The following is a 23,461-nucleotide window of genomic DNA, read 5'->3' on the forward strand; positions in this document are numbered from 1 at the left end:
TGAGGCAGCGAGGGATTCAGAGTGTCGGCGCGCCAGGTATTGGCGTGTGCAGGCTTCTGTGGCGTAGACCGCCGGAATGACCCAAAACAAAACCGCCCCATTCAGCATGGGGCGGCCTGATCACTACGACGGTAGGGTGCCCTAGTCAGGCAGCATGGATTCGCCGCGCAGCAGATCGTCCAGTGTTTCGCGTTGACGCACGACATGGTACTGATCGCCATCGACCATGATTTCGGCGGCGCGAGCGCGCGTGTTGTAGTTGCTGGCCATGACCATGGCGTAGGCGCCGGCGGACTCCAGCGCCAGTACGTCGCCTGCCTGCAGGGCCAATCGTCGTTGGCGAGCCAGCCAGTCTGCGCTCTCGCAGACGGGGCCGACAATGTCGTACTCATCGGCCTGGCCGTCGCGCGGCACGACGGGCTGTACCCCATGATAGGCGTCGTACAGGGCCGGGCGCAGCAGATCGTTCATGGCAGCATCCACGATAGCGAAATTGCGCGCCGGCGCATGTTTCAGATACTGAACCGTGGTCAAAAGCACGCCTGCGTTGCCTACCAGCGAACGGCCCGGCTCCAGGACCAGATGCAAATGAGCGAGGCCGCGCGCCTGCAGGCGCTCGAATACCTGATCCAGGAGTGCCTTGGGGGACGGCGGGATTTCGTCGGTATAGCGAATACCCAGGCCACCGCCCAGGTCCAGATGCTTGATGGAAATGCCCGCAGCGTCCAATTTCTGGATCAGATCCAGCAGTTTTTCCAGCGCATCAAAATACGGACTGATATCGGTGAGTTGCGAGCCGATATGGCAATCCACCCCTACGACTTCGAGGCCGGGCAGGGCGGCTGCCGTGCGATACGCGTCCAGCGCCGACTCGATCGCAATGCCGAATTTGTTTTCTTTGAGGCCAGTAGAAATGTAGGGATGGGTCTGCGCGTCCACGTCAGGATTGACGCGCAGCGATACCCGGGCACGCCGCCCTATGGACTGCGCGACATCCGACAGGCATTGCAATTCCGCCTGCGATTCGACGTTAAAGCATTTGACGTCGGCTTCGAGCGCGGCGCGCATTTCCCAGGCCTGTTTGCCCACGCCGGAAAACACGACTTTTGCGGGATCGCCGCCCGCGGCCAGGACGCGCTTTAGCTCGCCGCCCGACACGATGTCAAACCCCGAGCCCAATCGCGCAAATTCTTTCAGGACAGCCAAATTGGAATTGGCCTTCATGCCGTAGCAAACGAGTACCGGGCGATCGCCGATGGCGTCGCGATACGAACGCCAGGCCTGGCCCAGTGCCGCACGCGAATATACATACAGCGGCGTGCCGAATTGGCTGGCCAGAGCGGCTAGAGAGACGTTTTCGGCGTGCAGAACGCCGTCCTGATAGTGGAAATGCGGATGCCCGGCCAAGCCGGACTGCGCTGAAAGGGAAGTCATGGAGGTGAGGTAGCTGGAGAGGTATTGTTTCGCTCGGACGGCTGGGTCTGCGTTTGGGGTGGGGGTGGCGCTTCGTCCTGCGCCGGCTCCGGCGGCAGATAAAGGGGACCCTTGAAGCCGCAGGCCGCGGTCAGGCTGACTGCGACGAGCGTGGCTACAATGCGTAAGACCATGCGGCCATGTGCCATGTGGGACACTCGAAACTCCGTAATTCTTGCAGGCTCGATTATGACTGAAACCGAATTCCTTGCGTTGGTTGACCAAGTGCTCAACAGTATCGAAAGTCAGGCAGACGACTGGGCGGCGTCGCAGGATGTCGATATCGAGACCAGCCGCAGCGGTAATGTGCTGACGCTGGTTTTCGAGGACGGCACCCACGTCGTCGTCAATAGCCAGGCGGCGATGCAAGAGATCTGGGTCGCTGCTCGTAGCGGCGGATTTCATTACCGCTACGAGGGTGGAAACTGGATCAACACGCGCGGCGGCCCGCAATTGCCCGACGCCCTGTCCCAGATTTGTTCCGAGGCGGCCGGGATTCCGGTGGCCGTCCGTCTGTAGCCGCCACAGCACGGCCGGCCAGCGACCGTCCCGGGCGTCAGAAAGGAATCTTCTCTGTCCAGGGCATGGCCTGTTGGCCGGAACTCATGTTGGGCGAGACACGGATGCTGTTGTCTCTGCCTCCTGTCAGATTGTTCAAGAAGTCGCCCAATTGGTCCGTTTCCACCGGGGCGGGCTCAGACAAGCCTAGTCGCGCAACGGCCTGGCCTGGTGGGAATTCCGAGAAGTAATACTCGCCGCGATCCACGATCAGTCCCTCGGGGCGTTGGCGCGTTTTCTGCTCGGGCACGCCCTTGAGTGCTTCGCTCATGTATTCCACCCAGATAGGCATGGAGATACCGCCGCCCGTTTCGCGCGAGCCCAGCGATTTCGGTTGATCGAAGCCCATCCAGGCCGTCGCTACCAGTGACGGGGTATAGCCCGAGAACCAGGCATCGACCGATTCGTTGGTGGTGCCGGTCTTGCCGGCAATATCCGAACGCTTGAGCATGGCGCGCGCACGAGCCGCTGTGCCGCTGGTCGCCACGCCGCGCAACATGTCATCCATGACGAAGGCGGTACGTGGATCAATCGCGCGTGCTGCTTCATCGCCCGCCACGATGGGCTTGGATTGCATGAGGACTTTACCGCTGCTGTCGGTCACCCGTTCGATCAAATACGGTGCGATGCGGTAGCCGCCGTTGGCAAAGACGGCAAAAGCGCCCGCCAGTTGCAGGGGGGTCACCGAACCTGCGCCCAGCGCCAGCGGCAAAACGGCCGGCTGGCGCGCCTTGTCAAAGCCAAAACGCGTCAGGTAGTCCTGTGCGTACTGCGGCCCGATAGCTTGCAGGATACGGATCGACACCATGTTCTTGGATTTATACAGGCCCTGGCGCATCGTCAGCATGGGCTCGTAGGTGTTCCCGTAGTTCTTCGGGTTCCAGGGCTTGGAGCCGGTCTGCGCCGCGGTCAATTGGAACGGCTGATCAGAAATCTGCGTCGCGGGCGTCAAGCCGCGCTCCAGCGAGGCGGCGTAGACGAAGGGCTTGATATTTGAGCCCGGCTGGCGCCACGCCTGCGTGACACGATTGAATTTGCCGCGATAGAAATCAAACCCGCCAACCATGGCGCGAATTGCGCCGTCCTGGGGCGACAGCGCCACAAAAGCGGCCTGTACCGCCGGCATATTGATGACTTCCCAGCCATCGCCGAACTTGTGGATATACACGACCGAGCCGCGCTTGAGGCGTTTGTCTTCGGGCGCTTTGGCGCTCAGCGACCGCGCTACGACGTTCAGGACTTTTTTGTCGGTGATGGAGATGATCTCGCTGGCACTGCGCATGACCTTGATTTCGGTAGGACTGGCAGACAGAATGACGCCGGTCAGCAGGTCGCCGCTGTCGGGGTATTTTTCGAATGCCGTGTCCAGAAAATCGTCCAGCGCCTGCGCATCGTTCTCGATACCGTCGGGCATCTGGAGTTGTTCTTCGGGGCCTGGATACACGGCTCGGCGCGTGTATTGCAGGACACCGTCGCGTACGGCGTTGTACGCCGCCTCTTGGTCTTTTGAGCTGACCGTCGTGTAGATGTTGATCCCGCGCGAATACAGCTCGTCCTGGTACACGCCGTAAAGCAATTGACGTGCAAGCTCGGCCACATATTCACCGTGGATGGCATAGCCGCCAGCGGGCGTGCCTTCGGCAGCCTTCATCACGATTTGCTGCGACTTGGCCTGCTGGTACTCGGCGTCGGTCAGATAGCCCAGCGAGTGCATGCGGCCCAATACGTAGTGCTGCCGGATTTCCGAGCGCTTGAAATTGGCGATGGGATTGAAACGCGACGGGGCTTTCGGGATGCCGGCAAGCATGGCCGCCTCGGCTGCCGTCACCTCGGACAGGGGCTTGCCGAAATACGTGCGCGATGCGGCGGCAAAGCCATAAGCCCGATGGCCGAGATAGATCTGGTTCATGTAGAGCTCAAGAATCTGATTCTTGGTGAGCTCGGATTCGATCTTGAACGTCAGTAGCAGTTCGTAAAACTTGCGCGAATACGTCTTTTCCGAGGATAGATAGAAATTACGCGCTACCTGCATGGTGATGGTACTGGCACCCTGTGACTTGGACATGCTGACCAAGTTCGTCAGGCCGGCACGGGCCACGCCCATCCAGTCGATACCGCCATGCTCGTAAAACCGGTCATCCTCGGCGGCTAGCACCGCGGATTTCATGACATCGGGAATTTCATCAAAACGCAGCACATTGCGGCGTTCTTCGCCAAATTCGCCGATCAGGACATGATCGTTGGTGTAAATGCGCAGTGGTACACGTGGCCGGTAGTCGGTCATGGCGTGCAGGTCTGGCAGGTTGGGCCATGCCAACGCCAGCGCCATCCCGCCCAGCAGGATCCCGCACAGGGCGATGCCGCCACAGAAGATGCCCAATTTCACGAAAAAACGCAAAATAGGCGATCCGCTTTTTGGGGGAGGGGCTTTTTTGGAGGAGTTTTGCGACTTGCTCATCGCGGCGATTTTACGGGTAACAGGGGCGCCGCTTGATGGCCGTTACTGGGTTTCTGTAACAAATTCGTTCAGTGTGGTAAGCGAGCAACCGGCTGGCAATGGGATAATGCCAGCATGAACGTCCCTGCCAATATAGCATCCGCCGCCGGCGCGGAACCAGCCGAGAACGTCTGCGCCGCCGCAGAAACCGGCCCTTGCACGAGCTTGCCGCACGATCTGCCCATCTTTCTCGTGGGGATGATGGGGGCGGGCAAGACGACTATTGGCCGAGGACTGGCCCGGGCGCTAGGACGCGAATTCATCGATCTGGACCATGAGCTCGAAGCCCGTTGCGGGGTACGGGTGCCGATCATCTTTGAGATCGAAGGCGAAGACGGGTTTCGCAAGCGCGAAGCGGCGGCGCTGGATCATTGCTCTAGCCGGCGCGGTATTGTCCTGGCGACAGGCGGCGGGGCCATTCTGGCGGCCGACAACCGCCGCATGCTGAGCGAGCGCGGCGTGGTCATATATTTGCGCGCCAGCCTCGACGAGTTGTTCCGGCGCACCAGCCGCGATCGCAATCGCCCGTTGCTGGCCAATGCCGACCCGCGCGGCACCCTGCGTGATCTGATGGTCAAACGTGCGCCGTTATACGAAGACGTGGCCGATTTGGTGATTGATACCGGTACGATGCCGGTATCCCAGTTGGTGAAATCGATACTGCCCTTGCTGCAAGCCTACGAGAAGAATTTATGACCGTTGTTGATGTCGATACCCCCGGCGGACGCTATCCCATTCATATCGGGCCGGGCCGGCTGGATGTGCTGGATCAGTCCATTCCTGCCGATGCCACAGCGATTGCCATCGTGACCAATCCCACCGTGTCCGCCTTGTATGGCGAACGTGTGGAGGCGGCGTTGGCGCGCACGGGCCGCCGTGTGTTGCGCATCGAACTGCCGGACGGCGAGGCGCACAAAGACTGGCAGACATTGAATCTGATTTTCGATGCGTTGTTGACGCATCGCCTGGATCGCCGTGCCGTGCTGGTAGCTTTGGGCGGCGGTGTGATTGGCGACATGACGGGCTTTGCCGCGGCCGTGTATATGCGTGGGATTCGCTTTCTTCAGGTGCCTACGACCTTGTTGGCGCAAGTCGATTCGTCGGTCGGCGGCAAGACCGCGGTCAATCATCCCCTGGGCAAGAACATGATCGGCGCTTTTTATCAGCCGATCGCGGTCGAGATCGACACGGACGTTTTGGCCACGTTGCCCGCGCGCGAGGTATCGGCGGGTTTGGCCGAGGTCATCAAATACGGCTTGATTCTGGATGCCGAGTTTTGGCGTTGGTGTGAGGACAACGCAGCCGCCCTGCGTGCTCTGGATCCCGCGGCGCTGGCCTATGCGATTCGCCGCTCTTGCGAGCTAAAGGCGCACGTTGTCGGCAAGGACGAGCGCGAATCCGGTCTGCGTGCCATTCTGAATCTGGGCCATACCTTTGGCCATGCCATCGAGTCCGGCCTGGGATACGGTGAATGGCTCCATGGCGAAGCCGTAGGCTGTGGCATGGTGCAGGCAGCCGAGTTATCGGCCGAGGTGGCCGGTTTCCCGCAGGCGGACGTGGCGCGTGTGCGAGATCTGGTGCAGGCCATTGGCTGCCCTGTGGTGGCGCCGGATCTGGGGGCCGACCGATGGCTCGCGTTGATGCAGGTCGATAAAAAGACCGAAGGCGGCGAGATACGCTTTGTGCTGATGCCCAGTATTGGTCAAGCCATCACGCAGACGGCGCCGCTGGAGGCCGTGCACCGCGTACTGGCTCGCACCGTCCAGTAAATCCCCAGGGAGGATGCTCACGATGACCGAATTGGCCTGCTACGCATCTGACCCTTTAGCGACACGAGGGCGGCGACACGCCGAGTCGCCGCCACAGAATCGGACTGAGTTCCAACGCGATCGCGATCGCATCATTCATTGCACGGCCTTTCGTCGTCTCGAATACAAGACGCAGGTCTTCGTGAATCATGAGGGCGATCTTTTTCGGACGCGCCTGACGCATAGCCTGGAAGTCGCGCAGATTGCACGTACGCTGGCGCGCAGCTTGCGGCTCTCCGAAGATCTGACCGAAGCGATTGCGTTGGCGCATGACCTGGGCCATACGCCATTCGGCCACGCCGGGCAGGATGAACTGAATGCCTGCATGCGTGAACTGGCGCCGCAGGCAGGCGGCTTTGAACACAATCTGCAGAGCCTGCGCGTTGTCGATGAACTCGAGGAACGTTACGCAGACTTCAGCGGCCTGAATCTCTGCTTCGAAACGCGCGAAGGTATCTTGAAGCATTGCTCCGTGGTGCACGCTCGCCAATTAGGCGATGTGGGCGAGCGGTTTCTGAATCGTACTCAGCCGTCGCTGGAGGCGCAGTTAGCGAATTTGGCCGACGAGATTGCTTACAACAATCACGACATCGACGATGGTTTGCGCTCGGGGCTGATCACGATCGAACAGATGCAAGACGTGACCATCTTTGCGCGTCATCATCGAGAGGTGGTCGAACGTTATCCGCAATTGGCCTCGCGCCGTGCCATTGCCGAGACCGTGCGTCGCATGATCAACACGCTGATCGTCGATTTGACGGCAACCTCATTGGCTCGCATCGCCGACACGGCTCCAATCGATAGCGATGCGGTGCGCCGGTCGCCGCCCTTGGCGGGGTTTTCCGATGAGGTGCGCCGCGAGGCTGATGAACTCAAGCGCTTTCTGTTCGATAACCTGTATCGCCACTATCGTGTGATGCGCATGACCACAAAAGCGCGCCGCATCGTTCGAGAGCTATTTGAGGCATTTTTGTCTGACCCGCGTTTGCTGCCGCCCGATCATCGGCGCGATGAACCGCACCAGGCGCGCGCTATTGCCGACTACATTGCCGGTATGACGGACCGCTACGCGATCCGCGAGCACCGGCGCTTGTTTGACATGCGTTGATCGTCGGCCAGAGCGCGGCCGATGTCCGCGAAGGACATCGGCAACTCTGTGCCGGAATTACTTGCCACGTTGCAGTACGCGTCCGAGATAGTGCCCGGTATGGCTGTTCGGATTGGCCGCGACGTCTTCTGGCGTGCCGGTGGCAACAACCATGCCGCCGCCATCGCCCCCCTCGGGGCCCATATCGACCAGCCAATCGGCGGTTTTGATCACGTCCAGATTGTGCTCGATGATCAGCACGGTATTGCCGCTGTCGACCAGTTGATTCAATACCTGCAGCAGCATCTCGATATCGCGGAAATGCAGGCCGGTGGTGGGTTCGTCCAGGATATAAAGCGTGCGTCCGGTACTGCGGCGAGACAGTTCCAGCGAAAGCTTGACCCGTTGCGCTTCCCCGCCCGATAGCGTTGTCGCGCTTTGTCCCAGGCGAATGTATGACAGTCCCACGTCCATCAGCGTGTGGAGTTTGCGGGCGATGGCGGGCACGGACTCAAAATATTCCAGCGCCTGGGCGACCGTCAGATCCAGGACCTCGCTGATATTGCGGCCCCGGTAACGGATTTCCAGGGTTTCGCGGTTATAGCGTTTGCCATGACACACATCGCAGGGCACGTACATGTCCGGCAGAAAGTGCATTTCGACTTTGACCACGCCATCGCCCTGGCAGGCCTCGCAACGTCCGCCCTTGACGTTAAAACTGAAGCGTCCGGGATCATAGCCACGCGTGCGTGCTTCCGGTACGCCCGCAAACAATTCACGGATCGGCGTGAACAGCCCCGTATACGTGGCGGGGTTGCTGCGAGGCGTGCGGCCGATGGGACTTTGATCGACGCTGATGATCTTGTCGAAATGCTCCAGCCCGGTGAGAGACACATAGGGCGCGGGTTCGCTTTGCGCGTGATGCAATTGGCGCGATACCGCCACTGCCAGTGTGTCGTTGACCAGGGTGGATTTGCCGGACCCTGATACACCCGTCACGCAAACCAGACGGCCAGCAGGAATACGCAGATCGACGGTTTTGAGGTTGTTGCCGCTGGCGCCTTCGAGCACCAGCCATGGCTGCTCATCGTTGATCGGACGCCGTTTGGGAATTTCGATCGCACGTGTGCCGCTCAGATACTGGCCGGTAAGCGAGGCAGGGTCTGCCTGGACTGTTTCGGGCGTACCCTGCGCTACCACTTGGCCACCATGTTCACCTGCGCCCGGGCCCATATCCACAACCCAGTCGGCCAAGCGGATCATGTCCTCATCGTGTTCGACGACGATGACGCTATTGCCTAGATCGCGCAAGTGCTGCAGTGTGCCGATCAGGCGATCGTTGTCGCGCTGATGCAGACCGATAGAGGGCTCGTCGAGCACATACATCACCCCCGTCAAACCCGAGCCGATCTGGCTCGCCAGACGGATACGCTGCGCCTCACCACCAGAGATCGTATCGGCGCTGCGGTCCAGCGACAGATAATTCAGCCCCACGTTGTTCAGAAAACTCAGCCGCGCCTCGATCTCGCGCACAATGCGTTGCGCGATTTCCTGCTTGGCGCCCGTCAATGTCAGCGCGCGGAACCAAGCCAGGCAATCCGATAGCGGCATCGCCTCGACTTCATATATCGCCTGGCCGTGGCGTTCGCCTCCTCGCGGATCGGTGCCGATCAGCACGTGGCGCGCTTCGGCGCGCAAACGCGAGCCGCCGCAATCGGGGCAGGTCTTGATATTGCGATACTTGCCGAGCTCCTCGCGCACTGTGGGTGAATCAGTTTCGCGCCAACGGCGTTCCAGGTTGGGGATGATGCCTTCGAACGCGTGCCGTTTGACCGTGCTGCGGCCTTTTTCATTCAGGTAGAGAAAGGCGATTTCTTCTTCGCCCGAGCCGTACAGAACCTTGTGGCGCACGTCCTCCGGCAGTTCTTCGAAAGGCGTTTCGATGTCGAACTCATAATGCGCCGCCAGACTCGTCAACAGCGAATGCGTAAACGCATTGCGGCGGTCCCAGCCGCGCACCGCACCTGCCGTGAGACTGAGCTCGGGAAATGCCACTACGCGCTTGGGATCAAAAAAACCGACTTGCCCAATGCCGTCACAGGAAGGGCAGGCGCCCATCGGATTGTTGAAGCTGAACAGGCGCGGCTCCAGTTCGGGCAGGCTGTGGCTGCATACGGGACAGGCATAGCGGCTGGAAAATACCTGTTCGCGGCCACTGTCCATATCCAGCGCCACCGTACGGCCGTCGGCCAGCTGCATGGCGGTTTCGAAGCTTTCTGCCAGCCGTTGTTTGCTTTCGGACCGAATGCGCAGCCGGTCGATCACCACATCGATGTCGTGTTTTTCGTTTTTCTTCAGCGGCGCCATCTCGCTGATTTCCTGCATTTGTCCGTCCACGCGCAGCCGCACATAGCCTTGGGCTTGCAGGCTGGCGCACTCGTCCTCGAAGCTGCCTTTACGTGCCCGGGCAATCGGCGCCAGGACGGCAAGACGCGTTTCATCGGGCCAGGCCAGGACGGCATCCACCATTTGGCTCACACTCTGCGCCTGCAACGGCAGGCCGTGATCCGGGCAGTAGGGGGTGCCTACCCGCGCATACAGCAGACGCAGGTAGTCATGAATCTCGGTAATGGTGCCAACGGTCGAGCGAGGGTTATGGCCCGCGGCTTTTTGCTCGATGGAAATCGCCGGGGACAGGCCCTCGATCAGATCGACATCGGGTTTATCCATCAATTGCAGGAACTGCCGGGCATAGGCCGACAGGCTTTCCACGTAGCGGCGCTGCCCCTCGGCGTACAAGGTGTCAAAAGCCAGCGATGATTTGCCCGAGCCAGACAGCCCTGTTACCACCACGAGCTTGTGGCGAGGCAGGTCCAGCGAGACGTTTTTGAGGTTGTGGGTGCGAGCACCCCGGATGCGTATCGCGTTCATCGGGCAGATTCAGCAGTTTCAAAGGCCAACTTGGTACTATAGCGCGCTGAGGCTTTTTCCATCCCTGTTGCATGCCGGCCGAACCCAAACTGAAGTTGACCCCGTCTGAAAGGCGCGCCAGCGTAGCGCTCGCCGGCCTGTTTGCCTGCCGGATGCTGGGCCTGTTCCTATTGCTGCCGGTATTCGCCGTCGCGGCTCGTGGCCTGCCGGGGGGCGACGACCCCATGAAAGTAGGGCTGGCGCTGGGCATGTATGGGCTGACTCAGGCCTTCATGCAGATTCCGTTTGGCCTGGCGTCGGACCGTTGGGGACGGCGTCCCGTCGTGATCGCCGGCCTGGTGCTATTCATCATTGGCAGTGTCGTGTGCGCCCAGGCGCAGGACGTGTTCTGGATCACCATAGGCCGTGCCATTCAGGGCGCCGGCGCCATTTCCGCCGCCGTTACCGCCTGGCTGGCCGACGCGACACGCGATGAGGTGCGTACGCGCGCCATGGCTATGGTGGGCGGTTCTATCGGCTTGTCGTTTGCCGTGTCGCTGGTGCTCTCGCCCTTGCTGGTAGGGTGGTGGGGCTTGTCCGGCTTGTTCTGGACGATCGCCTGTCTGGGCGTAGCCAGCCTGGCCGTTGCGCGCTGGGTCGTGCCGGTCGTCCCTCGGACCGACGCGCGCAGTATGAACAATGCGGGCCCGCGTGCTGTCCTGGCCCATACCGATTTGCTGCGCCTGAATTTCGGCGTATTCGTCCTGCACTGTACCCAAGTCGCGCTTTTTGTCGTGGTGCCAGCCTTGCTGGCGCATACCGGAGGGTTGGACGCGCAAGCGCTATGGAAGGTCTATCTTCCCATCATCGTGGTGTCATTCGTCCTGATGGTGCCCGTGATCTTTATCGCTGAACGCCGCCGGGCGCACCGGGGCGCGCTACGCGCTGCTGTAGCCGGGTTGATAGTGGTGTGCGCGCTGCTGCCCATGGCCAGTCAGGGTTTCTATACCCTGGCGCTCGTGATGACGGCCTTTTTCGTGGCATTCAACGTGCTGGAGGCCTTGCAGCCGTCGCTGGTGTCGCGCGTGGCGCCTGCCCAGTACAAGGGCCTGGCGCTAGGCTTTTACAACACCGCCCAGGCTGCAGGCTTGTTCTGCGGCGGTGCGCTGGGCGGCTGGCTGGCCGCGCATGTGGGTACGAATGCCGTGTTCCTGGGGGCGGCGGGTCTGTCGGTGCTGTGGCTGGCCGTGACGTGGGCATTGAAGCCACTGCCGTGAACCCAGCAGGGTAGTTGCGCAGGGCTTCTTCGTCACGGCACGGGTCTGGCTAAACACGCCAGCGGCCGTATCACTGCGCCGGACGAGGCAACGCCACCTGAAACCGGACGTCTCGAACGGTTTTACGACTGTATGCCTTTGCGCCGCCGTTTTTCCTCGCGCACCACAATCCAGACTCCCACCAGCAGCATCACGGCCAGGGCATACCACGTAATGGCATAGCTCAGGTGGCTGTTGGCAAACGTGAGCACAGTCAATCCGCCTACGGGCGCACGCGCGGGATCCCGGTTGTTGCCATTGCTGGCGGCATCCGCATCGATGAAATACGGGGCGACACGGATCAACTGGCGCGTCGTTGCAATGGCCTGCAGGTCACGCGTGTACCAGCGATCGGCAGCCGGGTCATTATTCCGCAAAAAGGCCTCGCCGGACTCACCCATGCGCAACAGACCCGTGACCTGCGCCGGTTCCGCGGGGGCGGTCTCCACAGGCGGGTTTTTGCGCCATTCGGGCAAAACAAAGCCGCGGTTGATCAAAATCGTGCTGCCGTCGGCCAGTCGCAACGGGGTCATGACCCAGTAGCCGCCGCCCAGGTCGGTGACCGCCTGGACCAGGGTCTGCCGATCAAACTCATATTGGCCGGACACGGTGACGTGGCGGTATTCCGCATTGTCATAGGTCAAGGCCGGCCAGTCGGCCTCGGGCGGTGCAGGCACCGCAGGCAAGTGCACGCGCGCGTCGACGCTGGCGATGAGGGCTTCTTTCCAGGCAAGACGATGGACTTGCCATGTGCCCAGCGCGCAGAGCGCGGCAAAAATGGCGAGCGCAATCACCCCGAAGACGATCAGGGTGACGGTACTGCGGGGACGGGGAGCGGGGGATTGGGTTTCTGCTTTTCCTGGAGTCATCAAGGCATATTTCGCATGTCGTGAACAGACATGGGCATCATATTCGAATCCAGGTGATACATGATCCAGATCGATCCGCTAAGCGTGATGACAACGAGTACCAGGGTAAAAATGAATGCCAACATGTTCCAGCCGCTTTCGGCCTTGGTGTCCAAGTGCAGAAAGTAGACGATGTGCACCACGATCTGCACGACGGCAAAGGCGAGCAGCACCAGCGCAGTAGTGCGCGAGCTTTCCATGACTTTGCCCATGACCAACCAGAAGGGAATGGCAGTCAGAATCGCGGCCAGGACAAAGCCCGTGACATAGCTTTTGAAGGTGCCATGACCAACGTCATCATGATCGTCGTGGTGCCCATGATCGTGATGATGGCCCATGCCGCGGTCCGCCAGATTCTCGGTATGCTGGGTCATGGCAGTATTCCCATCAGATAGACAAAGGTGAACACGCCGACCCAAATCAGATCCAGAAAGTGCCAGAACATGGACAAGCACATCAGCCGCCGGCGGTTTTCCGGGATCAGTCCGTGTTTGTTTACCTGCATCATCAGTGTGACCAACCAGACAATGCCAAAGGTCACATGCAGACCGTGGGTGCCGACCAAGGTAAAGAAAGACGACAAGAACGCACTGCGCTGCGGCCCGGCGCCTTGCTCGATCAGGTGTACGAACTCATACATTTCCAGTGATAGAAAGCCCAGGCCCAAGATCCCGGTAATGGCGAGCCACAGTTGGACCATGCCGACGCGTTTGCTGCGCATTTCCAGCATCGCAAAGCCGTACGTGATCGACGACAGCAGCAACAACGAGGTGTTGACCGCCACCAGCGGCAGGTCAAACAGATCCGCGCCCGATGGGCCTGCCGCATAATTGCGCCCCAGCACGCCATAGGTCGCAAATAGGCAGGCAAAGATGAGGCAGTCGCTCATCAGGTACACCCAGAACCCCAACAAGGTGCCGTTCTTGGGGTGGTGTTCGCCTGGAACGTAGAACACGGGCTCGGACGGCGGCGTGCCGCTGCCGGTCAGGGGAGGGGCCAAGGTATCAGACATGTTGTTCCAGCAACCGGGTGCGCGCGGCTTCGGTCTGCACGACGTCTTCGGCCGGCACGTAGTAGTCGCGCTTGTAGTTGAAGGTATGGATGATTGCCACCACGATCAGGGACGCAAACGAGAGAATCGCCAACGGCCACATGTGCCAGATCAGCGCAAATCCCATCACCATGCTGATGCCGGCCAGCACAATGCCGGCCCAGGTGTTTCTAGGCATATGGATGGGGATAAAGCCCTGTTGCGGCCGCTGATAGCCGTACTGCTTCATTTGCGCCCATGCGTCTTGATCGTGGACGCGTGGCGTAAAGGCAAAGTTATAGCTTGGCGGCGGTGACGAGGTGGACCATTCCAGCGTGCGGCCCCCCCAAGGATCGCCCGTGAAGTCGCGCAGCGATTCGCGGCGGCGATAGCTCACCACCAATTGAATCAGGAAGCTGGCGATTCCCAGGGCGATCAGGAACGCGCCGAACGCCGCGACCTGAAACCATATCTGCAGTGAGGCATCGTCGAAATGGTTCACGCGACGGGTCACGCCCATCAACCCCAGTGCATACAGCGGCATGAAGGCGACATAGAAACCCACCAGCCAGAACCAGAACGAACATTTGCCCCAGAAGGGATCCAGTTTGTAGCCGAACGCTTTCGGGAACCAGTAGGTGATGCCTGCCATCAGGCCGAAGAGCACGCCGCCGATGATGACGTTATGGAAGTGCGCTATCAGGAACAAACTGTTGTGCAGCACGAAATCCGCAGGCGGCACCGCCAGCAGCACGCCCGTCATGCCGCCGATCACAAAGGTGACCATAAAGCCCATCGTCCACAGCATGGGGACTTCGAATCGAATTCGCCCGCGGTACATCGTGAACAGCCAATTGAAAATCTTCGCGCCTGTCGGGATCGAGATGATCATCGTCGTGATCCCGAAAAACGAATTGACGCTGGCCCCGGATCCCATGGTGAAAAAATGGTGCAGCCAGACCAGATATGACAGCACGGTGATCACGACCGTGGCATACACCATGGACGCGTAACCAAACAATCGCTTGCGGCAGAACGTCGCCACCACCTCGGAGAAAATGCCGAAGGCCGGCAAGATCAGGATATAGACCTCGGGATGGCCCCAGATCCAGATCAAGTTCACGTACATCATGGCGTTGCCGCCGAAATCCGCCGTGAAAAAATTCGTGCCTACATAGCGATCCATCGTCAATAGCGCCAGCACCGCGGTCAAGACCGGAAAGGCCGCCACGATCAGCACGTTGGTGCACAGCGCCGTCCACGTGAAAATCGGCATGCGCATCATCGTCATGCCCGGCGCACGCATCTTGACGATCGTGACCAGTAAATTGACGCCTGACAGCAGTGTTCCCACACCGGCGATCTGTAACGCCCAGATGTAGTAATCCACCCCGACATCCGGACTATGCGCAATGCCCGACAAGGGTGGATACGCCAACCATCCCGTCTTGGCGAACTCGCCGATAAACAGCGACAACATCACCAGAATGACGCCAGCGGTCGTCATCCAGAAACTGAAGTTGTTCAGAAACGGAAACGCCACATCGCGCGCGCCGATCTGCAAGGGCACGATGTAGTTCATCAGCCCCGTGACCAACGGCATGGCGACAAAGAAAATCATGATCACACCGTGCGCGGTGAAGATCTGATCGTAATGATGCGGGGGCAGATATCCCGCGGAATCCCCGAATGCAATGGCCTGTTGTGAGCGCATCATGATGGCATCGGAGAATCCGCGCAGCAGCATGATGATGCCCAGAATCATGTACATGATCCCGATCTTCTTATGATCGATGCTGGTGAACCACTCGCGCCAGAGATAGCCCCATTTCCCGAAGTAGGTGATGGCGCCCAACACCGCGATGCCTCCGAGGGCCACGACAATAAAAGTCACGACCAGGATGGGCTCATGATACGGAATGGATTCCCAGGTCAGTCGACCGAAGATCAGGCGGGTAAGGTCTGTTTGATCAGTCATCTCGATCTCAGGCTAAAGACCATCATTTCACGACTCCATCGGTACTCGGCCCATGCCAATGGCTGGCCCTGTCAGAGCAGTAATTGCGCCGGCGAAGTACACATGGAGCCCACATATTTACGCGAGGGCGTTTGCGTCAACCCGAGGCGTTCGCGCACGGTCGGATCCAGGCTCGTCACGTTGTAGACGCCCGGGATTCCCAAACCGCCTTGAGCGTCAATGGCCATGACGTCTTTCATGCACATACGATTGGGCTCTACGCATCGGTTGACGATGGCGTCAAACAGGCCGGGTGCGACGCTCGCGTATCGCGTCACGGGGTTGCGCTCGCTGGGTTGTTCCAACTGCAAGTAAGTATCGCGGCCGAGCGTATTGCCCGCAGCGCGCGCGTTCTCTACCCATTTGTCGAATCCGGCTTGATCGACACCATGGAATGCAAAGCGCATGCCCGAGAACCCGGCGCCGCTGTAGTTGGCAGACAGGCCTTCGTAGGTGCCGGGGTGATTGATCACGGCATGCAGTGTGGTCTGCATGCCTGGCATGGCATAGATCTGACCTGCCAGCGCGGGCACAAAAAAGGAATTCATGACCGATGACGAGGTGATCTTGAACTGAATGGGACGGTCAACGGGCGCCGCCATCTCGTTGACCGTCGCGATACCCTGTTCGGGGTAGAGGAACAGCCATTTCCAGTCCAGTGCGACGACTTCTACTACCAGCGGTTTTGTATCTGGCGGCACGGCGCGGCCTTCGGCGACTCTGGCCAGAGGCCGGTATGGATCGAGCTGGTGCGTACTGACCCAAGTCAATGCGCCCAACGCAATGATGATGAGCAGCGGCGCGGCCCAGATCAGCAATTCGAGTACGGTCGAGTGATTCCAGTCGGGATCGTAATGGGCGGACTGGTTAGTTTCGCGATAGCGCCACGCGAACAGAAACGTCAGCGCGATGACCGGCACGATGATCAACAGCATCAGGACGGTCGAGATGATGATGAGATTACGTTGCTGCAGGGCAATATCGCCAGAGGGCGATAGCAATACCGCGTCGCACCCGGCCAGCAAGGGCACGAGGGCAAACAGGATCAATCCGCGGAGCCTTGGGAAAGACGGCATGGCCAAACCCCGAAAACGTAACCGTGGGAAGTAAGCGCAACACTACGCTGGATATGAAGAAAAATCTAGCGCCCAGCGTATTTTGTCTATGAATCGACGTGTATGGCAGACAGAGTCATGCCAAGACGCTTGCGGCCCTCCCTGACATGAGCGTACCCTACTAGCCGTATGTTGCAAGATCGTAGACAAGGTGTACCCAGCCCTTCTTTTTGCGAGCTAGCTCATGTCGACCACTACGCAATATCCTGGTCATATTCCCCCTGTTCCTGGCGCACCGTTGCCCAACGGACAGGGTAGTCACGCCAAGGTCGCGCCCAGCGAAATTGCCGTCGGCGTGGTGGTGGGCAGAGCGTCCGAGTATTTCGATTTCTTTGTTTTCGGCATTGCGTGCGTACTGGTTTTTCCCAGGGTGTTTTTCCCCTTTGAAGGGCCCTTGCAAGGCACGATCTGGTCATTCGTGATCTTTTCATTCGCCTTCATCATGCGTCCTGTCGGCACGGTCGTCTCGATGGCCATTCAGCGGCACTGGGGCCGCGCCACAAAGCTGACGGTGGCATTGTTCGTGCTGGGCACCGCGACCGTAGGCATGGCATTTTTGCCCAGCTACGAGCTGATAGGGCCCTATGCCATCGTGTTGCTGTCCATCTTTCGTTGCATGCAGGGCCTGGCCTTTGGCGGATCGTGGGACGGGCTGCCCTCGCTGCTGGCGCTCAATGCTCCATCCAATCGTCGCGGCTGGTATGCGATGCTGGGGCAGTTGGGGGCGCCTGTGGGCTTCATGGTCGCCAGCGCGCTGTTTCTCTTTTTGCATGTCACGCTGACCGAGGCAGACTTTCTCGCCTGGGGTTGGCGCTATCCGTTCTTTGTGGCGTTCGCGATCAACGTCGTGGCGCTCTTTGCGCGGCTGCGCCTGGTGGTCACAGAGGAATATACGCAACTGCTCGAAGAAGGCGAACTCGAGCCCATCCCTGTCAGCGAGATGGTGCGGGATCAGGGCTATAACATGTTCATTGGCGCTTTTGCCGCGTTGGCCAGCTATGCGCTGTTCCACTTGGTGACGGTGTTCCCGTTGTCGTGGATCGCGATCCGCGAGTCGCAAGAAATTCCCCAGGTGTTGATCGTACAGATCGTCGGGGCAGTGTTGTGCATCCTGGGGATTATCGCCTCGGGCATGGTGGCCGACCGTATCGGACGCCGTACTACGCTGGGCTTGTTGGCGGTACTGATCAGCATTTATGCGCTGTTTACGCCGTGGCTATTGGGTGGTGGACCCAGCGCACAGAACGCGTTCATCCTGATCGGTTTTGTGCTGTTGGGGTTGTCTTATGGCCAGGCTTCGGGAACCGTGACGGCCAACTTCATCCGGCGTTATCGCTACACGGGCGCGGCTCTGACCACGGACATGGCGTGGCTGATCGGCGCGGCCTTTGCGCCGCTGGTCGCCTTGGGTTTGTCGGCACGGTTTGGATTGGTGGCCGTGAGTGTTTATCTGCTGTCGGGCACGGTGTGCACCTTGCTGGCACTGCGCATCAACAAAGTCCTCGAAACACGCGACTGATCGCCGCTTTATCGGTCTGTCTGTTTCATTCGTTCGATCGTTGTCATGTGTTAGCCATATGACGATCGCCATATGATTTTCTTTGCCTGGGCGCGTGCGCTGCCGATTTGCCGGCCAGCCACGCGTTTTTCTTTGCGCGCACGATGACCGTGGCGATTGATGAAGCTGTCTGGAAGCTGAATCAATAGCCCAAATACTTCGATGAGCCTATCAGCATTTATCGACTCGCTGTAACGGTCCCGTTTCTCTGCCTTCCTAGAATTTCTCAGTCTCTTGGCTAGCAAGAGGCGACACATAGTCATCGCTGCGTGACGAGGGTTCTCGCTGTGCTGTGCGTGCCAGCGCAACATCATGGTGCTGCAGTGTGCAGCGTCTCAGGCTCGGCGTGTCGACTGTGTTTCCAATCATCCTCTCGAGTTTTCCATTTCTTATGAAACCAGAATCGACTGAATGGGCGTGCGCCAGATACGTACGCCACGCCCGGGTGTTGCTCGCCATCGTTGGGCTTACGTGCGTGCTTGCAGGTTGCGGCAGCGGCAGCGATGACGACTCGAATGACAACACCGGCACGCCTCCCGACACCTCCACGCCCGATACCTCGACGCCGCCGCAATTGCGCTGTGCGCCTTGAGCCCTGGATAACATGTTGCAGATCCTGATATGACGATCAATCATTCGAAGCGAAATTTTCTGCGCACGAGCTTCGGTGCGACTTTTTCAACGGCTGCCCTCAGCATGTTCCCGCCCAGCATCCGCCGCGCGCTGGCGATCGAGGCCAACAATGCCACGGGCACGATCATGGACGTCGAGCACGTCGTGATCCTGATGCAAGAGAACCGTTCGTTCGATAACTATTTCGGCACCTTGTCGGGCGTGCGCGGATTCGGTGACCGGTTTCCTATTCCGCTCAGCGCCGGTTTGAATGTATGGCAACAGAAAGACGCCAACGGTGCACTGGTGTTGCCCTATCATCTGGATCAGTCCGAAGGCAATGCGCAACGCGTCAGCGGTACCCCGCATTCGTGGGTGGATGCCCGCAATGCCTGGGATTGTGGCCGTATGAATCAATGGCCTACGTACAAAGAACAGCAATCGATGGGCTATTTCACGGAACAGGAAGCGCCGTTCCAATATGCCTTGGCCAATGCGTTCACGATCTGTGATGCGTATTTTTGCTCGCTGCATGGCGGCACCAATACGAATCGCCTCTTTCATATGACCGGCACCAACGGCGCAACGACGACCGATGGCAAAGTGGTGGTCAACAACGAGTGGGATGGATTGAATTCGACCACGGACCTGAACACGACGGGCTACAACTGGACGACCTATCCCGAGCGCCTGGAAAAAGCGGGCGTGACGTGGATGGTCTATCAAAACGTCCCGGGCAACTTCACCGATAATCCGTTGATTGGCTTTAAGCAATATCGCCAAGCGAATCTGGATTCGGGCAAGCCGGTCTATCACGATGTGGATAACAATCCCGCCTACGATGCCTCGACCGACGACGCGATCGCGCCCTTGTACAAGGGCATCGCAAACACCATGCCCGACGGAGGCTTCCTCACGACGTTTAAAGAAGACGTGCTGAACAACAAGCTGCGTCAGGTCACCTGGATCGTCGCACCTGCGACGTATTCGGAACACCCCGGACCTTCAAGTCCTGCGCAAGGCGCGTGGTACACGCAGGAAGTGCTGGATGCGTTGACCGCGAATCCCGAGGTGTGGAGCAAGACCGTCCTGATCGTGAACTTTGACGAGAACGATGGCTTCTTTGATCACCTGCCGCCGCCGTGCGCACCGTCCATGGACGCAACGGGTGCCAAGGCCGGCAAGACCACGTTGAGCGATGACGAGCTGTCGTACGAGTATTACACGCACGCAGAAGTGGACAACTCGAACATGCCGGCGCCTGACGGGGATTGCTATGGGCCAGGGCCGCGCGTGCCGATGTACGTGATTTCACCGTGGAGCAAGGGTGGCTGGGTGAACTCGCAGCAGTTCGATCACACCTCGGTGCTGCGTTTCCTGGAGGCACGCTTTGGTGTCGCCGAAACCAATATCAGTCCGTATCGCCGCGCGGTGTTCGGCGATCTGACGAGCGCGTTCAATTTCGCTACGCCGAACGCAGAGTTTCCGGCGTTGTCGGGCCGCACGACCAAAGAGGCAGCCGACGCATTGATTTCCGCGCAAGAGGCCCTGGGTGCAGTGCCGCTGCCTAATCCTCAGTCCTTGCCAGACCAGGAGCCTGGCGAGCGTCCGTCACGTGCATTGCCTTATGAACTGCATGTCAGTGCACGTGCGGATTCCTCTGCGGGCACTGTCCAATTGATTTTTTCCAATACGGGGAAACAGGCTGCGGTTTATCACGTCTATGACCGCTTGCACCTGGACCGGATTCCGCGGCGCTATATGGTTCAGCCCGATATGCAGTTGGATGACGTTTGGGACACCAGCAACGATGCTGGCGAATACGACTTGTGGGTTTTGGGACCCAACGGGTTTCACCGCGCATTCAAGGGTGACTTGACCGCTCAGGCTGCGCAAACCGCTGTCGCACCCGAAGTCCGCGTGTGCTACGACATCGCCAATGGCAACGTCTATCTGACGACGATGAACAATGGCACTGGCGATGCCAGCTTTACCATCAAGGCCAACGCGTACTTCAACGAAGGCCCATGGATAGTCTCGGTGGCAGCAGGCGCCTCCGAGGATATTCATTGGGACCTCGCGAGCAGCAAACGTTGGTATGACTTCACTGTGACGTGTGCGGCCCTGCCTGGCTGGAGCCGTCGATTTGCCGGCCGCGTGGAAACCGGCGCAGATGGCATCAGCGATCCTGCTATGGGGTTTGAAGGGTTCTAAGTAATCCCTGGACCGAGAGTTACACGGTTCGCTTCCCTGCAGTGTGTGAAACCTGCCCTCCGAGATGACTTGTCGTTTCGGAGGACAGCAGTTCAAGTTTCCCTTCTCGTCGGAGCGCAAGCCGCCCCAGGATCCGAGCCATAAGTGATCGAAGGTTAGTGTGCCGCCTCGAAAGGGTGAACCTGAATCTCTGCATCGGGGAACGAAGCCACTAGTTTTAACTCCCCGCCAAGCGCCTTGACGTATTCACGCAGCGTACTGACGTACATGTCGCCGCGGCGTTCCAGTTTCGAGACGGCGGCCTGTTCCACGCTCATAGCCCTGGCGACTTCGACTTGCGTTACTTTGCGGGCTTTGTGGCGCGCAATTCACTGAATTTCCTAGCTATTGATCTGCCCTTCCTTTCTCAACGTCTCGATGTGCATGTCGTACAGTTTGTCGGCTATCGGCACATGCGTGTCGTACCAACGGTCATCGCCCGTCTTGTCACGGCCCAACAGGCGGATGGCGCAGCGGCGAGGGTCAAACGCATAAAGCACCCGGTACGGTCTTCCTTCGTGCTTTTAAACACTATTCCGTCAAATGCATATTCTTACGCAGCCTGCATCAACACGGAAGCGTCGAATGCCTTAGCACAGCGTTCTGTGGGTCCGATTTCCCGAAGCTCATTGAAGGAAGTATTTATGAGGTGGGACGTTTCCGCGCTCCGGCCCCACTAAAATAATCACAACGTGCGGTAAGCTTACGGTAACGCTCGGTAGGGGATAGCGCGGTACGCGTTCGTACAACTTGATACATCATCCCCCGGCAGTATCAGGGCCGGAATGTGCAATAACTTCGGTTTAGTTCTGGCAAGTTCGGAAAATCATGCAATTTCATGTCCGTGGGGCAACGTCGGTTGCCCTGGGGCATTAGAGGAAAATCGTCATCATGGCATCGGTCAATAAAGTCATTCTCGTCGGCAATCTGGGACGCGACCCCGAAGTTCGTTACAGCCCGGATGGCGCGGCGATTTGCAATGTTTCCATCGCGACCACTTCGCAATGGAAGGACAAGGCCAGCGGTGAGCGCCGCGAGGAAACCGAGTGGCACCGTGTGGTGATGTACAACCGCCTGGCCGAAATCGCGGGTGAATACCTGAAGAAAGGCCGTCCGGTTTACATCGAAGGCCGTCTGAAAACCCGCAAATGGCAAGACAAGGACACCGGCGCTGACCGTTACAGCACCGAAATCGTCGCCGACCAGATGCAAATGCTGGGCGGCCGCGAGGGCGGCGGTGAAGGCGGCTTTGGCGGTGGCGGTTACGACGAGGGCGCACCGCGTCAACAGCGCGCCCCGGCCCAGCGTCCGCCGGCGCAGCGCCCGGCGGCTGCCGCAGCGCCTGCAGCAGGTGGCGCGGCTAACCTGGCCGATATGGACGACGATATTCCGTTCTAAATCAAAAAATCCCTTTTGCTGGGGTACAGGACCCGCGCCTTTCACGAGGCGCGGGTTTTTCTTTGGCACGGAGGCAGGCCGTGTCGATCGGTATTCGTTGTTTATTCAGGCGATCTCGTCTCTGCTGGCGTATGTGTGTCAGGCCTTTTTTGCGATTTCGGCGTCCACACGACCGCCGTGGCAATACCCGCCATCGCACCGGCGGCGACATACCAGGCGCCCGGCACCAGTTTGTAGGTGACGATGGCGGCCAGCAGGCTCACCAGCCACGGCACGGCTCGCCGCACGCCGCGCCACATGCCTCTGAGCATGACCAGAAACACTGCCGGAAAGGCCATGTCCAGGCCATAGGCCTCGGGATGGCCGAGCAGGGGCCCCAGTATTGCGCCCAGCGTCGTGCAGCCGATCCATGCCACATAGAACACTAAAGAGGTGCCCATGTAGTAGGCCAGGCTGAAGGCAGGCTCTATGCCCAATTGCGCGCGCCGCCGCGTATCGGCCATGGATAGCGCCCAACTGGCATCGGTCATCAGGAACAGTGAGGGCAGGACCTTGCGCTTGGGCAAGTGGCGCAAAAAGGGTGTCAAGGCCGCGCCCATGACCAGCATGCGGCTATTGACCAGGAATGTCACCGCCATGATCAGCAATAACGGCGGTGGCGCGGCCCACAGGCCTAGCGCCGCGAATTCCGAACCGCCTGCAAAGTTCAGGCCGGTCAGTAATGGGACTTCGAATGGCGTCAGTCCTTTTTGCGCGGCTTGCGCGCCCAGGACCAGGGCAAAGGGAATGATGCCGAACAGCACCGGCAGACTGGCAAGCGCGCCTGCGCAGCATTGGGCCCAGGGCGTGGCATGATCGGACAACGGTTGTACGGCGGCGCCTGGCTTTTTGGCGGTGGGCATGGGATGGCCGGTAAGTCGA

20 protein-coding genes and 1 pseudogene are annotated in these 23,461 nt (G+C 59.5%); 9 read left to right on the forward strand and 12 right to left on the reverse strand.

All coding sequences use genetic code 11. The features are described from left to right. Positions 1 to 141 precede the first annotated feature (141 nt). Together lysA and lptM are read right to left on the reverse strand one after the other, a co-directional pair. A complete protein-coding gene (lysA, locus tag ACNA0I_RS15690) occupies positions 142 to 1,434 on the reverse strand; it encodes a diaminopimelate decarboxylase (protein WP_415806924.1) in 1,293 nt (430 codons plus the stop codon). Continuing rightward, positions 1,431 to 1,622 carry an LPS translocon maturation chaperone LptM gene (lptM, locus tag ACNA0I_RS15695; RefSeq protein WP_415806925.1) on the reverse strand — a complete coding sequence of 64 codons (192 nt, stop codon included), beginning with the start codon at positions 1,620 to 1,622 and terminating at the stop codon, positions 1,431 to 1,433. Before lptM ends, lysA begins: the two co-directional genes overlap by 4 nt. A gap of 40 nt (positions 1,623 to 1,662) precedes the next feature. Between lptM and cyaY the strand changes: the two genes are divergently transcribed. Further along, positions 1,663 to 1,992, forward strand: coding sequence for an iron donor protein CyaY (gene cyaY / locus ACNA0I_RS15700; RefSeq protein ID WP_415806926.1), 330 nt, complete (start codon positions 1,663 to 1,665; stop codon positions 1,990 to 1,992). A gap of 37 nt (positions 1,993 to 2,029) precedes the next feature. Here the strand turns inward: cyaY and ACNA0I_RS15705 are convergent, their stop codons facing one another. Then, positions 2,030 to 4,489: a penicillin-binding protein 1A gene (locus ACNA0I_RS15705; RefSeq protein ID WP_415806927.1), complete on the reverse strand. Its 2,460-nt coding sequence runs from the start codon at positions 4,487 to 4,489 to the stop codon at positions 2,030 to 2,032. A gap of 114 nt (positions 4,490 to 4,603) precedes the next feature. Between ACNA0I_RS15705 and ACNA0I_RS15710 the strand changes: the two genes are divergently transcribed. Genes ACNA0I_RS15710 through ACNA0I_RS15720 form a run of 3 tightly spaced genes read left to right on the forward strand, consistent with a single transcriptional unit; the run spans position 4,604 to position 7,444 of the window. Further along, positions 4,604 to 5,224 carry a shikimate kinase gene (locus ACNA0I_RS15710; protein WP_415806928.1) on the forward strand — a complete coding sequence of 207 codons (621 nt, stop codon included), beginning with the start codon at positions 4,604 to 4,606 and terminating at the stop codon, positions 5,222 to 5,224. Further along, positions 5,221 to 6,297 carry a 3-dehydroquinate synthase gene (gene aroB / locus ACNA0I_RS15715; protein WP_415806929.1) on the forward strand — a complete coding sequence of 359 codons (1,077 nt, stop codon included), beginning with the start codon at positions 5,221 to 5,223 and terminating at the stop codon, positions 6,295 to 6,297. Before ACNA0I_RS15710 ends, aroB begins: the two co-directional genes overlap by 4 nt. 22 nt (positions 6,298 to 6,319) lie before the next feature. Further along, positions 6,320 to 7,444, forward strand: coding sequence for a deoxyguanosinetriphosphate triphosphohydrolase (locus ACNA0I_RS15720; protein ID WP_415806930.1), 1,125 nt, complete (start codon positions 6,320 to 6,322; stop codon positions 7,442 to 7,444). Between the two features lie 57 nt (positions 7,445 to 7,501). Here ACNA0I_RS15720 and uvrA read toward each other — a convergent pair whose 3' ends face one another. Next, on the reverse strand, positions 7,502 to 10,354 hold the full coding sequence (gene uvrA, locus ACNA0I_RS15725) for an excinuclease ABC subunit UvrA (protein WP_415806931.1): 2,853 nt from the start codon (positions 10,352 to 10,354) through the stop codon (positions 7,502 to 7,504). A gap of 71 nt (positions 10,355 to 10,425) precedes the next feature. Here uvrA and ACNA0I_RS15730 point away from each other — a divergent pair, with 71 nt between their 5' ends. Further along, a complete protein-coding gene (locus tag ACNA0I_RS15730) occupies positions 10,426 to 11,610 on the forward strand; it encodes an MFS transporter (RefSeq protein ID WP_415806932.1) in 1,185 nt (394 codons plus the stop codon). Between the two features lie 122 nt (positions 11,611 to 11,732). On the opposite strand, the gene ACNA0I_RS15735 is transcribed toward ACNA0I_RS15730, so the two are convergent. The 5 genes from ACNA0I_RS15735 to cyoA form a co-directional block, all read right to left on the reverse strand. Beyond that, complete coding sequence (locus tag ACNA0I_RS15735; RefSeq protein WP_415806933.1) at positions 11,733 to 12,518, reverse strand: SURF1 family protein; 786 nt, start codon at positions 12,516 to 12,518, stop codon at positions 11,733 to 11,735. Continuing rightward, positions 12,518 to 12,931: a cytochrome o ubiquinol oxidase subunit IV gene (gene cyoD / locus ACNA0I_RS15740; protein ID WP_415806934.1), complete on the reverse strand. Its 414-nt coding sequence runs from the start codon at positions 12,929 to 12,931 to the stop codon at positions 12,518 to 12,520. The genes ACNA0I_RS15735 and cyoD overlap by 1 nt, the downstream gene beginning before the upstream one ends. Beyond that, complete coding sequence (gene cyoC, locus ACNA0I_RS15745) at positions 12,928 to 13,569, reverse strand: cytochrome o ubiquinol oxidase subunit III (protein WP_415806935.1); 642 nt, start codon at positions 13,567 to 13,569, stop codon at positions 12,928 to 12,930. Before cyoC ends, cyoD begins: the two co-directional genes overlap by 4 nt. Then, positions 13,562 to 15,565, reverse strand: coding sequence for a cytochrome o ubiquinol oxidase subunit I (gene cyoB / locus ACNA0I_RS15750; protein WP_415806936.1), 2,004 nt, complete (start codon positions 15,563 to 15,565; stop codon positions 13,562 to 13,564). Before cyoB ends, cyoC begins: the two co-directional genes overlap by 8 nt. 71 nt (positions 15,566 to 15,636) lie before the next feature. Beyond that, a complete protein-coding gene (cyoA, locus tag ACNA0I_RS15755) occupies positions 15,637 to 16,680 on the reverse strand; it encodes a ubiquinol oxidase subunit II (protein ID WP_415806937.1) in 1,044 nt (347 codons plus the stop codon). 223 nt (positions 16,681 to 16,903) lie between these two features. Here cyoA and ACNA0I_RS15760 point away from each other — a divergent pair, with 223 nt between their 5' ends. The 3 genes from ACNA0I_RS15760 to ACNA0I_RS15770 all read left to right on the forward strand — a co-directional run bounded on the left by ACNA0I_RS15760 (position 16,904) and on the right by ACNA0I_RS15770 (position 21,103). Beyond that, entirely contained in the window at positions 16,904 to 18,238 is a 1,335-nt protein-coding gene (locus tag ACNA0I_RS15760) for an MFS transporter (RefSeq protein ID WP_415806938.1), read from the forward strand. A 430-nt stretch (positions 18,239 to 18,668) separates the two neighbouring features. Continuing rightward, positions 18,669 to 18,869 (forward strand): hypothetical protein, encoded by a 201-nt coding sequence (locus tag ACNA0I_RS15765; RefSeq protein ID WP_415806939.1) that lies wholly within the window; start codon positions 18,669 to 18,671, stop codon positions 18,867 to 18,869. Between the two features lie 29 nt (positions 18,870 to 18,898). After that, positions 18,899 to 21,103 (forward strand): phosphocholine-specific phospholipase C, encoded by a 2,205-nt coding sequence (locus ACNA0I_RS15770; RefSeq protein ID WP_415806940.1) that lies wholly within the window; start codon positions 18,899 to 18,901, stop codon positions 21,101 to 21,103. Between the two features lie 155 nt (positions 21,104 to 21,258). Here ACNA0I_RS15770 and ACNA0I_RS15775 read toward each other — a convergent pair whose 3' ends face one another. After that, positions 21,259 to 21,420 carry a hypothetical protein gene (locus ACNA0I_RS15775; protein ID WP_415806941.1) on the reverse strand — a complete coding sequence of 54 codons (162 nt, stop codon included), beginning with the start codon at positions 21,418 to 21,420 and terminating at the stop codon, positions 21,259 to 21,261. Positions 21,421 to 21,483: 63 nt separating this feature from the next. Then, positions 21,484 to 21,666: pseudogene (locus ACNA0I_RS15780) on the reverse strand (type II toxin-antitoxin system RelE/ParE family toxin); the annotation flags it as partial. Between the two features lie 367 nt (positions 21,667 to 22,033). Between ACNA0I_RS15780 and ssb the strand changes: the two are divergent. After that, positions 22,034 to 22,540: a single-stranded DNA-binding protein gene (ssb, locus tag ACNA0I_RS15785; protein WP_094823885.1), complete on the forward strand. Its 507-nt coding sequence runs from the start codon at positions 22,034 to 22,036 to the stop codon at positions 22,538 to 22,540. 101 nt (positions 22,541 to 22,641) lie between these two features. Here ssb and ACNA0I_RS15790 read toward each other — a convergent pair whose 3' ends face one another. Further along, entirely contained in the window at positions 22,642 to 23,442 is an 801-nt protein-coding gene (locus tag ACNA0I_RS15790; protein ID WP_415806942.1) for an AzlC family ABC transporter permease, read from the reverse strand. Between the last annotated feature and the right edge of the window lie 19 nt (positions 23,443 to 23,461).

It is taken from the genome of Bordetella muralis, from assembly GCF_965139205.1.
Taxonomy (GTDB): Bacteria; Pseudomonadota; Gammaproteobacteria; order Burkholderiales; family Burkholderiaceae_B; genus Bordetella_A; species Bordetella_A muralis.